This window comes from Qipengyuania sp. ASV99 (assembly GCF_047872805.1).
GTDB lineage: Bacteria > Pseudomonadota > Alphaproteobacteria > Sphingomonadales > Sphingomonadaceae > Erythrobacter.
In genome coordinates this window covers 268990-283410 of sequence record NZ_JBLQUK010000002.1, presented here as the reverse complement: position 1 = coordinate 283410, position 14421 = coordinate 268990, and the positions used below count along the sequence as shown (strand labels likewise).

General features: G+C 59.1%; 18 protein-coding genes. 8 read left to right on the top strand and 10 right to left on the bottom strand.

Annotation, left to right across the window (positions count from 1 at the left end):
- Positions 1–42: 42 nt before the first annotated feature.
- The 8 genes from ACM64M_RS05300 to coxB all read right to left on the bottom strand — a co-directional run bounded on the left by ACM64M_RS05300 (position 43) and on the right by coxB (position 6494).
- Positions 43–630, bottom strand: a complete 588-nt coding sequence (locus ACM64M_RS05300; protein WP_416227620.1) for an SURF1 family protein — start codon at positions 628–630, stop codon at positions 43–45.
- Complete coding sequence (locus ACM64M_RS05295) at positions 627–1004, bottom strand: DUF983 domain-containing protein (protein WP_416227619.1); 378 nt, start codon at positions 1002–1004, stop codon at positions 627–629. Before ACM64M_RS05295 ends, ACM64M_RS05300 begins: the two co-directional genes overlap by 4 nt.
- Positions 1004–1888 carry a cytochrome c oxidase subunit 3 gene (locus ACM64M_RS05290; RefSeq protein ID WP_416227618.1) on the bottom strand — a complete coding sequence of 295 codons (885 nt, stop codon included), beginning with the start codon at positions 1886–1888 and terminating at the stop codon, positions 1004–1006. Before ACM64M_RS05290 ends, ACM64M_RS05295 begins: the two co-directional genes overlap by 1 nt.
- A gap of 30 nt (positions 1889–1918) precedes the next feature.
- Entirely contained in the window at positions 1919–2515 is a 597-nt protein-coding gene (locus ACM64M_RS05285; RefSeq protein ID WP_416227617.1) for a cytochrome c oxidase assembly protein, read from the bottom strand.
- Position 2516: 1 nt separating this feature from the next.
- Positions 2517–2642, bottom strand: coding sequence for a hypothetical protein (locus ACM64M_RS05280; protein ID WP_416227616.1), 126 nt, complete (start codon positions 2640–2642; stop codon positions 2517–2519).
- Positions 2639–3586, bottom strand: coding sequence for a heme o synthase (locus ACM64M_RS05275; protein WP_416227615.1), 948 nt, complete (start codon positions 3584–3586; stop codon positions 2639–2641). Before ACM64M_RS05275 ends, ACM64M_RS05280 begins: the two co-directional genes overlap by 4 nt.
- Positions 3587–3696: 110 nt before the next feature.
- Complete coding sequence (ctaD, locus tag ACM64M_RS05270; protein ID WP_416227614.1) at positions 3697–5409, bottom strand: cytochrome c oxidase subunit I; 1713 nt, start codon at positions 5407–5409, stop codon at positions 3697–3699.
- Between the two features lie 56 nt (positions 5410–5465).
- The gene (gene coxB, locus ACM64M_RS05265) at positions 5466–6494 is read right to left on the bottom strand and encodes a cytochrome c oxidase subunit II (protein WP_416227613.1); all 1029 of its coding nucleotides are present in this window, start codon (positions 6492–6494) and stop codon (positions 5466–5468) included.
- Between the two features lie 254 nt (positions 6495–6748).
- Between coxB and pyrE the strand changes: the two genes are divergently transcribed.
- From pyrE to ruvX, 8 genes are read left to right on the top strand one after another with little or no spacing between them, the layout of a single operon-like run.
- Entirely contained in the window at positions 6749–7354 is a 606-nt protein-coding gene (pyrE, locus tag ACM64M_RS05260; RefSeq protein ID WP_416227612.1) for an orotate phosphoribosyltransferase, read from the top strand.
- Between the two features lie 9 nt (positions 7355–7363).
- A complete protein-coding gene (locus ACM64M_RS05255) occupies positions 7364–8449 on the top strand; it encodes a serine hydrolase domain-containing protein (RefSeq protein WP_416227611.1) in 1086 nt (361 codons plus the stop codon).
- Positions 8446–9198 (top strand): pyridoxine 5'-phosphate synthase, encoded by a 753-nt coding sequence (locus ACM64M_RS05250; protein WP_416227610.1) that lies wholly within the window; start codon positions 8446–8448, stop codon positions 9196–9198. The genes ACM64M_RS05255 and ACM64M_RS05250 overlap by 4 nt, the downstream gene beginning before the upstream one ends.
- A 1-nt stretch (position 9199) precedes the next feature.
- A complete protein-coding gene (locus ACM64M_RS05245; protein ID WP_416227609.1) occupies positions 9200–9484 on the top strand; it encodes a pyridoxal phosphate biosynthetic protein in 285 nt (94 codons plus the stop codon).
- Positions 9481–9885 carry a holo-ACP synthase gene (gene acpS / locus ACM64M_RS05240; protein WP_416227608.1) on the top strand — a complete coding sequence of 135 codons (405 nt, stop codon included), beginning with the start codon at positions 9481–9483 and terminating at the stop codon, positions 9883–9885. Before ACM64M_RS05245 ends, acpS begins: the two co-directional genes overlap by 4 nt.
- Positions 9886–9921: 36 nt before the next feature.
- Positions 9922–10887: a signal peptidase I gene (gene lepB / locus ACM64M_RS05235; protein WP_416227607.1), complete on the top strand. Its 966-nt coding sequence runs from the start codon at positions 9922–9924 to the stop codon at positions 10885–10887.
- Positions 10888–10906: 19 nt separating this feature from the next.
- Positions 10907–12058 (top strand): DUF3089 domain-containing protein, encoded by a 1152-nt coding sequence (locus ACM64M_RS05230; RefSeq protein ID WP_416227606.1) that lies wholly within the window; start codon positions 10907–10909, stop codon positions 12056–12058.
- A complete protein-coding gene (ruvX, locus tag ACM64M_RS05225) occupies positions 12055–12531 on the top strand; it encodes a Holliday junction resolvase RuvX (RefSeq protein ID WP_416227648.1) in 477 nt (158 codons plus the stop codon). Before ACM64M_RS05230 ends, ruvX begins: the two co-directional genes overlap by 4 nt.
- On the opposite strand, the gene ACM64M_RS05220 is transcribed toward ruvX, so the two are convergent.
- Together ACM64M_RS05220 and ACM64M_RS05215 are read right to left on the bottom strand one after the other, a co-directional pair.
- Entirely contained in the window at positions 12528–13424 is an 897-nt protein-coding gene (locus ACM64M_RS05220) for a transposase (RefSeq protein ID WP_416227605.1), read from the bottom strand. The two genes, ruvX and ACM64M_RS05220, sit on opposite strands and share 4 nt — an antisense overlap.
- The gene (locus ACM64M_RS05215) at positions 13424–14281 is read right to left on the bottom strand and encodes a hypothetical protein (RefSeq protein ID WP_416227604.1); all 858 of its coding nucleotides are present in this window, start codon (positions 14279–14281) and stop codon (positions 13424–13426) included. The genes ACM64M_RS05220 and ACM64M_RS05215 overlap by 1 nt, the downstream gene beginning before the upstream one ends.
- Positions 14282–14421 lie beyond the last annotated feature (140 nt).

Below are 14421 nucleotides of genomic sequence, written 5' to 3'. Positions count from 1 at the left end.
CGCGGCGCGGGGGCAATGCCCTGCCCGTTCACACAGAGCGCCCTAATCGCGCCTCCTCAGCCGCGAACGCACAGCAAATCCGTAAATCACCAAAGCGGTCAGCGCGAAGAAGAACCATTGCCCGGCATAGGCAAGGTGGTTGTTGGGAAGGTCGCTGGGGTCCGGTTTGGCCAGAGGTTGGAGGCCCGCAATGGGTTCATCCAACTGAACCCTTGCCCCGTCCGCTCCGCCGCGGACAATCAGACCTTTGATAGGCCCGCCTACATATCGGGGAAATTCTGGCCCTTTCGACCAGCCGAGCTTGATATCCGCCGCGCCGCGAGCCGTTTGGCACCTTGCAATCTGGGCATATCCAGCCTGCCCCCGATCACTCCGCCCGGCAATCGCGCTTTGCGACAGCACTTGGGTGCAATCGAACGCAGTGGGGTGAAAAAAGTCCGCCTCAGAATTAACCCCTCCGCTGGTTGCAGGAAAGGGCTGCAGATCAGCAACTGTCAGCGCGCTTTGATAGGCCGCAATCAGCTCCGCCTTTTCCTCCGCCCGGCCCAATTGCCAGACGCCCAGCCACACCATCACCCCCGCTGCGGCGATGACGACAATTGTCGGGATGAACGGCAATTGGCGGATCATTCGGGACGTTCCAGTTTGTCATACGCGGCATACAGCAGCGCTGTTTTATAGAGCCGCAATGCGTAGATCACCCCGCCGACGGTCACCGGCGCCCAGATCGCTGCCTGCAACCAGAGCGGCGGGCGGAGGGCGGTTTCGATCGCTACCGCGATCACCATCAGCACGACCGCGATGATAACCGTCAACAGGCCCGCAAACCGCCCACCGCGCTCCAGCGCGCCGAGATCAAGTTCGCAATTCGAACACTTCATGGCAATGCGCGCGGGTGCCTCAAACAAGGTTTTTTCCCCGCAACGGGGGCATAAACCCAAAAGGGCAGCCCGGAGGATTCCGGACTGCCCCTTGATCGATTCAGGGCTTTCGCCCGAACTCATCAGTGCACTTCGGCTCCCGCGCCGCCCCAGACATAGACCGCAATGAACAGGAACAGCCACACCACATCGACGAAATGCCAATACCACGCCGCCGCTTCAAAGCCGAAATGCTGGCGCGGAGTGAAGTGGCCGATATATGCGCGGTAAAGGCACACCGAAAGAAAGATGGTCCCAATCAACACGTGGAACCCGTGGAAACCCGTCGCCATGAAAAACGCCGAGCTGTAGGTGTTCTGTCCGAATACGAACGGCGCCACGCTGTATTCATACGCCTGGATCGCGCTGAACAGCACGCCCAGCCCAACCGTTGCCCAGAGCCCCTGCTTCAACCCTTCGCGGTCGCCGTGGATCAACGCGTGATGCGCCCAGGTCACCGTGGTGCCCGAACACAGCAGGATCAGCGTGTTGAGCAGCGGCAGGCTGAACGGGTCGAGCACTTCCATACCCTCCGGCACCAGCGTGCCGAGCTTCGTGATCCCTTCGGAAATGAACAGATTCGTGGTCGCCTGATCGGCCGTGCCCGCCGCCACCACTTCAAGTGGTGCGGGGAACAATGCGAAATCGAAGAAGCTCCAGAACCAGCCAACGAAAAACATCACTTCCGATGCAATGAACAGGATCATCCCGTAACGCAGGTGAAGCTGCACAACTGGGGTATGATCGCCGCGCTGCGCCTCAACCACAACATTCCGGAACCAAAAGAAAAAGGTCGCAAGAAGTCCGGCCAGACCAGCCCAGATCACCACCTTGCTGGCGACCCCGAACAGGTCGGGGTAAAAGCTCAGAACCATGCCAGAGGTAAATGTCAGCGCCGAAAAAGCACCGATCAGCGGCCAGATATCCGGTTCGAGAATGTGATAATCGTGGTTTACATTGCCAGCCATGTTGGTCGTTCCCGTCCCTGTGGAAGCGTCTTACTGCGAGCGGTCAAGAGCACTCGATACGGGCTCTTTTACGCGGTGAAAAGTGTAACTGAGGGTAATCTGTTCGATATCGCCGATAATCTCATCGTCAAGGATCGCCGGATCGACATAATAGAGCACCGGCATGTTGACTTCCTGCCCCGGCGCGAGCGTCTGCTCGGTGAAGCAGAAGCACTGGATCTTGTTGAAATAAATCCCCGCCTGCGCAGGCTCAACATTGAAGGTGGCTGTGCCGGTTATCGGCTGATCGGAATTGTTGCGCGCCACATAGGTGGCAATGTCGCGCTGTCCAATACGGATTGTGTCGGTCGATTGCGCTGGACGAAACGTCCACGGCATGTCCCGCGCGAGCGATGCGTCGAAGCGGATCGACATTTCACGCAACGTGCCCAGCGCCGCGGCGCGGCTGGCATCGGCTTCGCTGGCCACCTGCGTTGTGCCGCCAAACCCGGTGACGCGGCAGAACATTTCGTATAGCGGAACCGAAGCATAACCCAGCCCGAGCATCGCAAGCGCGCCCATGAAAGCCAAAACGCCGACCTTTGCGTTCTTCCGGTTCATTTCGGTTTCGATCGCGCGGCTTGCCATGTCAGTCGCTCATCCGGACGACGGTGATGGCATAAAACAACACTGCGAAGAACAATAGCGTCCCTCCCACAACGAGATTGCGGGCCTTCTGGCGACGTTTCAGTTCGGTCTGCTCTTCCGGGGTCATGCGCCGACTCCCGCGAGCATGCCGGGCCCAATCAGACCTTGCGCAGCCAGCACACGGTCGGCGACCAGCGCAGCGAACAACACAAACAGATAATAGATGCTGAAACGAAACAACGTCTTTTCAGGCGTCATGGTGTCGACGTCGCTGCGGGTGCGGATGCCAACCGGCACTGCAAGCGCTAGGAACAACAACGAGAGAACAGCAGCAACCGAGCCATAGACCCAGCTTGTCCCGCCTATCGCCCAAGGTGCAATCGCAACCGGGGCAAGCAAGACGGTGTAAGCGAGGATCTGACGCCGGGTCGAACGCTCGCCTGCAACCACCGGCATCATTGGAATGCCGACCTTGGCGTAATCCGATTTCATGAACAGCGCGAGCGCCCAGAAATGCGGCGGGGTCCACATGAAGATGATGGCGAACAGCAGAACCGGCATCGCGGTCACTTCGCCGGTCACAGCGATCCAGCCGATCAGTGGCGGAAACGCGCCCGAGCCACCGCCGATCACGATGTTCTGCGGCGTGCGGGGTTTCAGCCACATGGTGTAGACGACCGCATAATAGAAAATTGCTACCGCCAGCATGGCCGCCGCGAGCCAGCCAATGGCCACGCCCATCACCAACAATGATACGCCGGAGAGGAACAGGCCGAAATCGCGCGCGTCCTCACGCCGCATCCGGCCACCGGGAAGCGGTCGGTTGGCGGTGCGCTTCATCCCGGCGTCAAGATCCGCTTCCCACCAATGGTTGAGCGCTGCCGAACCGCCTGCACCCATGGCGATGGCGAGGATCGCGGTAAAACCCAATACGGGATGGATGCTGCCCGGAGCGGCCAGCAACCCGCAAATCGCAGTGAAGATCACCAGCGTCATGACGCGCGGCTTGGTCAGCGTAAAGAAATCGCGCCAATCCGCCGGTAGCGGCACGGTGTTTGCAACAATGGTCATATCAGCGCGTTGGCTCATCTCGTAAGTTGCAAGGAAGCGCACCATTGCGGCGCGCTCCCTCACTTTCCGTAATTCATGCGCCTGCTTTCATGCAGGGCTGCACTATCCCATCAGGCCGTAACCGGACGGTGATCGTGGTAATCGTGGTGGTCTTCGATCACCGGAAGCGTTTCGAACTGGTGGAACGGCGGCGGGCTGGTCAGCGTCCATTCAAGCGTCGTTGCGCCTTCGCCCCAAGGATTGTTCGCGGCTTTCTTGCCGGCAAGAAAGGCGTAGGCGATGTTGATGAAGAACAACACCATCGACCCGGCCATGATCAAATAGCCAAACGAACTGACCTGATTCCAGAACGCAAAAGCATCGGGAAAATCAGGATAGCGACGCGGCATACCATTCATCCCGAGGAAGTGCTGCGGGAAGAAAATCACGTTAACGCCGATGAAGAACGTCCAGAAATGGATGTGGCTGAGCAATTCGGAATGCATCCGTCCGCTCATCTTCGGGAACCAGTAATAGAAACCGGCGAACAGCGAGAACACCGCACCCATCGAAAGCACATAGTGGAAATGCGCCACGACATAATAAGTGTCGTGGAGATTGTCGTCGACGCCGCCATTGGCCAGAACCACGCCGGTCACGCCGCCTACGGTGAACAGGAAGATGAAACCGAGCGCCCAGACCATTGGCGATTTGAACTCCATGCTGCCGCCCCACATCGTGGCGATCCAGCTGAAAATCTTCACCCCGGTCGGGACCGCAATCACCATGGTCGCGGCGGTAAAATACATCTTGGTGTTCACATCGAGGCCGACCGTATACATGTGGTGCGCCCACACGATGAAGCCGACGACGCCAATGGCAACCATGGCGTAGGCCATGCCGAGATAGCCAAACACCGGCTTCTTCGAGAAGGTCGCAACGATTTGCGAAATCATCCCGAAACCCGGCAGGATCATGATGTAAACTTCCGGGTGCCCAAAAAACCAGAAAAGGTGCTGGTAAAGCACAGGGTCACCGCCGCCGGCCGGATCGAAGAAGGTCGTTCCGAAATTGCGGTCAGTCAGCAACATAGTGATCGCGGCAGCCAGCACCGGCAGCGCGAGCAGCAGCAGGAATGCCGTAACCAGCACCGACCACACGAACAGCGGCATCTTGTGCAGGGTCATCCCCGGCGCGCGCATATTGAAAATGGTGGTGATGAAATTGGTCGCACCCAGGATTGAACCCGCGCCCGCGAGGTGCAGCGAGAAAATCGCGAAATCGACCGCAGGTCCAGCCGAGCCGGTGGTGGAAAGCGGCGCATAGACCGTCCAGCCCACGCCCGCACCCAATCCGCCGCCGCCCGGCACGAACATCGAAAACAGCAGGCTGAAAAATCCGACCACGGTCAGCCAGAACGAAATGTTGTTCATCCGCGGGAACGCCATGTCCGGCGCGCCGATCATCAGCGGCACAAACCAATTGCCAAATCCGCCGATCATCGCGGGCATGACCATGAAGAACACCATGATCAGGCCGTGCGCGGTGATAAAGACGTTCCACATATGGCCCGCTGCCGCGATGTCGCCCTCGGCAGCACCTGCCCACCAGAAAAGATACTGGATACCCGGTTCGGCCAGCTCGAACCGCATGATGCCCGAGATTGCCCCGCCGATGATCCCCGCAATGATTGCAAAGATCAGGTACAGCGTCCCGATATCCTTATGGTTGGTCGACATGAACCAGCGGGCGAAAAAGCCCGGCTTGTGATCCGCATGATCATGCGAATGATCCCCGCCATGTCCTGTGACAGGAGCATCGAAACCTTCTGCGGTGGTGGCCATCTTTTGCGTCTCTTCAGTTCGGTTTGATTCAAGAATTCTTTGGTGCTTTGCCGCCTTTATGCAGCAGGCTCTTCGGCGGCGGCTTCGGTTGGTGCTGGTGCGGCGGCCGCCTCAGCAACATCCCCTGCCCCAGGCATAGTGCCGCCCTGCGAAGCGACCCACGCCTCAAACTGTTCCATCGGAACCGCTTCGACAGCGATTGGCATATAGCCATGCAGTGCACCGCACAGTTCCGAACACTGACCGTAATAGATGCCCGGCTCCTCAATCGTGAGCAGCCGTTCATTCAGTCGGCCCGGAACGGCATCTTGCTTGAACCACAGCGACGGAACCGCAAAGGCATGGATCACGTCCGCTGCCGTCGTCTGGATCCGCAGCGGAACGCCAACCGGCACAACCATACGGTTATCGACCGCAAGTTGATGCGGTTCGCCACTGGTCAGCGCTTCATTTTCATCAAGCATGTTGGAGATAATTTCAACGTCGTGGTCGGGATATTCATATCCCCAATACCACTGATAGCCGACGGCCTTGATCGTGATCGCTTCGGCAGGCGGCGTTTCATATTGCCGCGCCAGCAGCGTGATCGATGGCACGGCAATCACCACCAGGATGATGACTGGCACAATTGTCCAGACCACTTCGATCATGGTGTTGTGGGTCGTGCGCGAGGCGACCGGATTGGTCCGGCGGTTGAACCGCACGCAGACATACAGCAGCAGACCGAGCACAAACAGGCTGATCAGGGTGATGACTGGCATCAAAATCCAATTGTGCATCCACAACGCATAGGCACCGTCAGCGGTGTATTGATCCTGAAACGTCATACTTGCCAGCGCATCATCTTCATATGCGGTCGGCGCGCCTTTGACCTGATCCGCTGCCATCGGAACATACTGGCTTTCTGGCTGTGCAACCGCCGATTGCGCCGCATCCGCAGGCCCATCAACAACCTCCGCCGGAACTGTCACTGCAGGTTCGGCAGCGCCGTCCTGCGCGAGCGCCATCTGCGGGGAAGCAGCGACCAAGACCACCGCCATCAGCGCCAGAATTCCATATTTCATGCGGGCAAAAGCCTGACCCATAATCGTGCCTAATCGGTTTTCGAATTAATCCCATGCCGGTTTGCAGAAGGCATATCGAGAAAACACATTTCGATTTGCCCTATGCGCACGGCGCCCCCATGGCATTGACGCCACAGTTCATCGTCCCTTAGCCGCGCTTGCCCAGTGCCTCAAGCGCTTCTAGGGAGAATTTTATGCAAGCCTGCATGTTTGCCGCGCAATCGGCATTGCGAATCCAACAAACCATACTCTGAAAAGCTGGACGAATCGCCAATATGACCTCGCCTGAAACCATCCCCGAAACTGTTGACGACGTGCTCGCAGAATTTCGCGGCTGCGGCGCATTGCTCGAAGGCCACTTCAAACTCTCATCCGGGCGCCATAGCGGGCATTATCTGCAATGCGCGCGGGTGTTGATGAACCCGCAGCGCGCCGGACGGCTGGCGCAAGCGGTGGTAAATCGCATTCCCGATGAAGTGCTGAACCAGATCGACCTGGTGGTTTCCCCTGCGATGGGAGGTATCATTATCGGACATGAGGTCGCCCGCGTGCTTGGCAAGGATGCGCTGTTCCTTGAACGACCCGAGGGCGTGTTCCACCTTCGGCGTGGCTTTGCGATCGAACCGGGGGCAAAGGTCCTGATGGTCGAAGATGTGGTCACGACCGGGCTTTCCAGCCGCGAAGCCATCGCAGCCGTGGCGCGCGAAGGCGGTGAGGTGATCGCCGAATGCGCTTTGATTGATCGCTCCGTTGGATCGGTCGATCTGGGTGTACCATTCTTCCCGCTCGCAGCGTTCGATTTCCCCACATATGACGAATGTGACATCCCGGAAAGCCTGGCCCGCGTAGCTGTGACCAAACCAGGAAGCCGCAAGGAATAATTTCGCCAGATGTTGAGGATTGCCATCACTTTTTGCCTTGCCGCTCTTGCTGCTCCGGCAAGCGCGGACGATTTCGATTTCGATGGACTGAGCGCGGTGATCGCCGAGGCGGGTTTCGAAGGCGATTTGGCGATTTCAACCGGGCTTGGTGATCCGACGCAAACAGGGCCGCGCTATTCACATACGGATCTTCTGCCAGAGCCTTGGCGCGGCTGGCCCGACGGGCTGACCTGGCGCTGGGCCTCGGTGACGAAACAAATGGTTGCGGTGCTGGTGATGCAGCAGGTCGAGCGCGGGGTGATCGACCTCGATGAACCCGTGGCGAGCTATCTCCCCGATTTTGCGAGCGATAATGCGGAAACCGCGACGATCCGCAATTTGTTGCAGCATCGCGCTGGGCTGCCCAACCCTGATTCCAGTGAATCTGGCTTGGGCGACCCCTATGCCTATTACAGCGCGGATTTTCGCGGCAGCCGCGATCCTGTCAGCGGCTTTTGTGCAGGACCAGTGACCGGTAAACCGGGCGGCGAATGGTCCTACAACAATTGCGACTACATGGTGCTGGGCGCGGTGCTCGAAGCGGTGACGGGGCTGTCATGGGACGCCCTTTTCATGCGCGACATTGCCGCACCGCTGGGGCTTGAGTTTGTCGGCGCCTATCCCGGTGAAGACTTCACGCGCTGGGGCTGGATGGGAGAAGCCCGCGAACCGGAGCGCGATCTGTCTGTCTATGGGGCGTCGGCGGGACTCTATGGGTCGCTGGACGATCTTCTTGCCATCGATGTTGCTTTGATGCGCGGCGACTTGCTCGGCAAAGCGGCGCTGGCGCAGATGTGGGACGGAAACCCGGAGCTTGGCTTTATGGCCCTGGGACAATGGGTCTTCGAAGCCCCGCTAAACGGCTGCGAGGCTCCCGTGCGCATCGTGGAACGGCGCGGCGGTATCGGAGCCGTTCAGGTGCGCAATTTCATCATTCCCGAAAGGCAGATGGCCGTGGTCGCATTCTCACAAAGGGAACCGTTCGAATTCGGCGAAATCTGGATGGGCAGCGGCTTTTCTTACGAGCTTCTGTCAAAGGCGGTGTGCCAACCATGAGCGAATCTTTGCTGCGCCCACTCCGCCTCGGCGTCAACATCGATCACGTGGCCACCATCCGCAATGCGCGCGGCGGCGATCACCCCGATCCGGTGCGGGCGGCAGAAATCGTCGCGCGCGTGGGCGGTGACGGGATCACCGCGCATCTGCGCGAGGACCGCCGCCATATCCGTGATGAAGATCTCGCGCGGATACAGGCGGCGACCAATTTGCCGCTCAACCTTGAAATGGCAGCAACCCCCGAAATGCTCACCATTGCGCTGCGCCACAAACCCCACGCCGCCTGCATCGTCCCTGAAAAACGTGAAGAGCGCACCACCGAAGGCGGGCTCGATGCAGCAGGGTTGCACAACACGCTGACGCCGATTGTCGCCCGGCTGCGCGATGCGGACATCCGCGTTTCACTGTTTATTGAAGCCGATGAACGTCAACTTGAAGCTGCGTTGCGGCTGGGTGCTCCGGTGGTTGAGTTTCACACCGGCGAATACGCTCATGCTTTCCTAGACGGGGATAGCGCGCGCACGGCAAAGGAACTGCGCCGCCTGTCTGACATGGCCGCGCTTGCCGCGAAGAACGGAATCGAACCGCATGCGGGCCACGGTCTGACGTTCGAAAACGTTCAACCGGTCGCCGCGATTCCGCAGCTCGCAGAACTCAATATCGGGCATTATCTGATCGGCGAAGCGGTGTTCACTGGGCTGGAGCCTGCAATCCGGCGGATGCGCGAACTGATGGATGAGGCGCGCTGACATGGCTGGTGAAGAGCTTCCTCCGCTATCGCGTTCGCAGAAAATCTGGGCGCTCGGCGCGGCGATCCTGTTTCTGATCGGGATTGGCTTTCTTGGCTTTGCTCTCAACACGGGCATATTGCGCGTGTTTGCCATCGGATGGGTTGCCTTGCAGATTTTCGGATTCGTCGGCGCGCTCAAATTCGCCAACGGCGATTTTGCGCATCCATTGTTCAAAGGGCAGGTGCTGCTGCATTTCACCGGATTGATGTTGTTGGTGATTCTGGTGGTGCGCGCGGCATCATGATTATCGGGCTGGGATCGGACCTTTGCAATATTGACCGCATCGCCCATTCGCTTGAGCGCTATGGCGAACGCTTTGAAAACCGCGTCTTTACGGAAATCGAGCGAGCCAAGGCGCGGCGGCGTCCATTCACCATCGCGGGAACTTATGCTAAGAGATTCGCGGCCAAGGAAGCTTTCAGCAAGGCGGTCGGCACTGGCTTTCGGCGCGGCGTATTCATGAAAGACATCGGCGTAGTGAACGCCCCATCCGGTGCTCCAACACTGGCGTTAACCGGCGGGGCGGCAAAGCGGCTTGAAGAAATGATCCCGCCGGGCCATGAGGCGCATATTCATCTTACCCTCACCGACGATCATCCATGGGCGCAGGCCTTTGTTATTATCGAAGCCATCAGGACGCCGTGAACGCATCCACAGCCCCGCCTTTGGCTAACCCAAGAAATGACCGCTTTGACACAGACCGACACCTCCGCTTCCGAACCGGAAATTTCAACCAATCCCGCGACTGAAGCCGCTGTGGCCGGTGAAAGCATTGGCGCGGGCAATGGCGCGAAAAAATCGTCCGAAAAGGAGAAAGTGGATTGGTTCGCTGAGTTTCGCGGGCTGGCGCTGATGCTGCTTGCGGTTTTGGCGTTTCACAGTCTCGTGGCTAAGCCGTTCTATATCCCGTCAACTTCGATGATGCCCGCGCTGCACGTGGGAGATCGCCTGGTGGTCAGCAAATATCCCTATGGCTGGTCATGGGCGTCGGCGAGTTTCCACATTCTGCCGCGCGGCGATTGGCGCGTCCTTGGCGGACTGCCGGAATATGGCGACGTCGTGATCCCGGTGCATCCAGTTCGCAATGAGGATTACATCAAACGTGTGGTCGCACTGCCCGGCGACACGGTCGAAGTGCGCGAAGGGCGCATCATCCTCAATGGCGAATTGGTCAAACGCGAAGTGGTGCCGCCAGTCCGCATTCCGTATGAACCAGAATTGATGTGCGAAAACGGGCCCTGCCTGCAGAATTTCATGTCTTATCAGGTAACCGACGCCAATGGTGATGTGTTATTTGAACCGCCCACCTACCGCGAAACGCTGCCCAACGGGGCAACGTATCTGGTGATCGACCACAAACGCCAGTTTCTGGACAATTTCGGTCCTTACACCGTGCCCGACGGCAATGTGTTCGTGATGGGTGACAACCGCGACGAAAGCGCCGACAGCCGTGCCATGGCCGAAGAGCGCGGACTTGGCGGGGGCATCCCCCTTGAAAATATCGGTGGGCGCGCTGAGTTCATCACCTTCTCGCTCGATGGGTCGGCCAGCTGGAACCCGCTCACCTGGTATTCCGCGATGCGCGGCGAGCGCGCCTGGACCACCCTGCGCCCGGCGCTTGCCGAACAGAACGAAGCACAAGAATAGACGGGCGAACGCGAATACAATGGCCAAGAAATTCCTCTATTTCATCGCAATCTGCATCGTGATCTTCCTGATCGGACGGATAGGCTATGAAATGTTTCAGGAAGAGCTGGCCGAAATTGCGCTGGTTCCGACCAGCGAGTTTACCCCGACAGCGCCGATGGAAGCGAACGCTTATCAGGACCCGGCCCTGTGGTATTCTCGGCCCGGTATCGGGATCAATGATCCCGCCCGCTGGCAACCCGCATATTCGACAGATCGCGGCCTGCTGCCCAGCCCTGCGGAACCGCCGGTACCGAAACATGCGGTGTTTTTCATCCATCCCACCAGCTATCTCAGCCGCGACAATTGGAACGCGCCAATTGGCGATGAAGAGGCCGAGAGGATCGCCCGTATCTATGTGCGCGGAATGGCCAGCCCATTCAACGCCGCCAGCGAAATCTGGGCTCCGCGCTATCGTCAGGCGACGATGGGCGCGTTCCTGACCGACGCACCAGAGGCTGAACAGGCACTTGGAGCTGCCTATGACGACGTGCTCGAAGCGTGGCGTTATTTCCTCGATTCGGTCGATGCGGATACGCCCATCGTGCTGGCCGGTCACAGCCAAGGCTCGCTCCATCTGCTGCGCCTGCTGCGCGAAGAAGTCAAAAATTCGCCCGTCGCAGACCGGCTGGTCGCGGCCTACGTGATCGGCTGGCCCATATCGGTCGAACATGATGTTCCGGAACTGGGCATCGCAGCTTGCGCGACCCCGGCGCAGACGGGCTGCATCGTTTCCTGGTCAAGCTTTGCCGAACCCGCCGATCCATCGTCAGTGATCGAAACCTATGCAAATTCAGTGGGCTTTAACGGAAAGCCGCGCGGCGACAGTCGGATCCTTTGCACCAACCCGCTGACCGGAATATTCGGCGGTGACGCACCTGCATCCAGCAATCTCGGAACACTTGTGCCCGATGACAGCATGTCGAACGGCGAATTGGTCCCCGGTGCGGTCCCCGCGCGCTGCGATGAACGGGGGCTACTGCTAATTGGCGATCCTCCGGAAATGGGTTCCTATGTGCTGCCCGGCAACAATTACCATGTCTATGACATTCCGCTGTTCTGGGCGAACACCAAAGCAGATGTGGCGCGGCGCGTGGATGCGATGCAAAGCGCCGGGGAAACCGCGAACTGATTACCGAATTCGCCCCTGATTTCGCCGATGCGCTGCCCGATGGCGGGGTGTTGCTGGGGCTGGATCTCGGCACCAAGACCATCGGCACAGCAACTTGCGATGCGGGCTGGCGCTTTTCCACCAATGGCAAGACCATCGAACGCGGCAAATGGACAAAGGACCGCGCAGTCATCGCCGAACTGATAGCTGCCCGCAGCGTCAAGGGGATCGTGATCGGCCTGCCGCGCAATATGGATGGCAGCGAAGGTCCCCGCGCGCAGGCCAGCCGCGCCTTTGCCCGCAATGCCGAAGATGCTTTTGCTCTGCCCTTGCTGTTATGGGACGAGCGCTGGTCCACACAAAGCGCCGAGGCCGCCATGATCGGTCAGGACATGAGCCGCGCGAAGCGAGCCAAAGCCATCGATAGTCACGCCGCAGCTGTCATCCTTCAAGGCGCGATTGATCGGCTCGCAGGCGGGATAATTGCGCGTTAGTCTGCAATTGCCCGGCGACGCGATCTGGCCTCCGCCGCTACCATTCGGCTGCCGCAAAGCTCACCTTCGCGCCATATTGCATCACGCGCTTCGAGATCGGGTGATTGCCCCGCCCTCGCCTCAAAGCTGGCGAGCCGCAACCGCCCACTGGGATGGCTACGCCCTACCCAATCGGCAAAGTCCATTGCGTCGCCCGACCCGCTCGCCACCGCAGTTCTCAGGAACACTTCGGTGGCATTCGGGCTGAGCACACGGGTCACTTCACCGCTTTCCAAATCAAAGCCATATTGATCGAACCAGCATTGCGCCGGATCAACATGCATCACGTTGAGCGAGACTGAAAGGCTTTCAGGCGGCAGTTGCGAATGCACATCACGATGTGCGCGGTAGAGCATCACTTTGCCTTGATAGAGCGCGCTACGTTCAACGAACCGCAGTCCCGCTGCTTCGCCCGAATAGCCCATCACGGCGTTATAATCATACTCATAATAATCGCTGGAGTAGCCGGGACCCAGATAACCGCTCGTCAGGAACGAGAAATTGTGATCGTGCGGGACCCCGTAAACAAAGCTCTTCGCGCCGCTGTTGCGAAAGCACAAGTCATGCTCTGCGGGCCAGATGTTTGCTCGCAGAAACATCGAGCCGCGTAGCGGGCTGAGCAAGAGCGCCTGCGGACCATATCCGCTATCGATTTCATGGGTGGTTCGCCCGGCCAAACGTTCGAGCAGTAAATCCGCCAGAAAGGTCCGATTGTTGGTCAGCCGTCGCAGCCAATGCGCAGCGGCAAGGGTGCTTGCATCATTGCGCGGGTCTAAATCGAGCGCCGCCAGCGCTTCGATTGCTTCGGGAAGCGAGCAGCTTTCGTTAGATGCGATGTCGATAATCTTTGGCACTACGCTGCCTCCTGTGCGGAGCTACAGAGCGCAGGATGCATTTTCAGCAAATTATCGCGCAATTCGAATGCAGGTTTGGCCAGAGGGTCGTTGCCTGAAACCGACAGCGTGCTCAGCAATGCCAATCCGGACGCGGTATCCAGCGCCAGCACCTGCCGCATTGCTTCCCAGCGGGCGTCGGGATCTTTCTCAAGATCGGCGGCGTAGGCTCGCATCGGCCCGATTGCATCGCAATGGTCCAGCGCACCGAGTACCGCCATAGCCAGAACATGCTGGCTGGCGCGCTTGTCACCGCTGGTCTGGCGCAGCAGGGTGCCATCGGTAATCCTATACTCGCAAGAGGGCTGCGCGCGCGTTGGCGTGCAGCTTAACTGCAAGGCCAGAAACGACCGATCAACTGCGCAGATCTGGCGAGCTTCACGGCGCGCCTGCGGTGCAATCATATCGCCGCTGCGCCATTGACAGGTGTACGACGACAGCGCGTCGGCGCCTAGATCATCGCGCTCAAGCCTGTGAAAAAGGCCGCTCGCCGCGCCGGCAACAACTATTTCATAGGTCTGACAGTCAGAGAACTGCACAGCCAGCGGCGCGGGTGATGGCGAAAGCGGTTCATAAACGCAAAGGGATAGCGCTGCATTGCCCATTTTTTTGGTCAGGCCCTGCATGATCTGAAGCCGCGCGAAGCCCACACTCGAACCATGCCGCAACGGCACTTCTCCCAATGGTTCCTGGCGTAGTGCTTGAAAAAACTCACCGGAAAATTGCTCGACAAACGCCTGAGCTCGTGTGTGGTCGGACATGAGCGACGACAGCGCCGAAAGCTGGGCCAACTCTTGCCCGCCTGCAAACAGATCCAAATCTCGGCGGATTGAAGCCACGCTTTCCCGGCCGTTCCAATCGGTAAGCGCCGCCTCCATGGCGGATTTGGCACAGCGCTGCGAAGCCGGATCGCTTCGCAGCGCTGCAACGGCGGGATGCACATGCATATGCGCCCGTC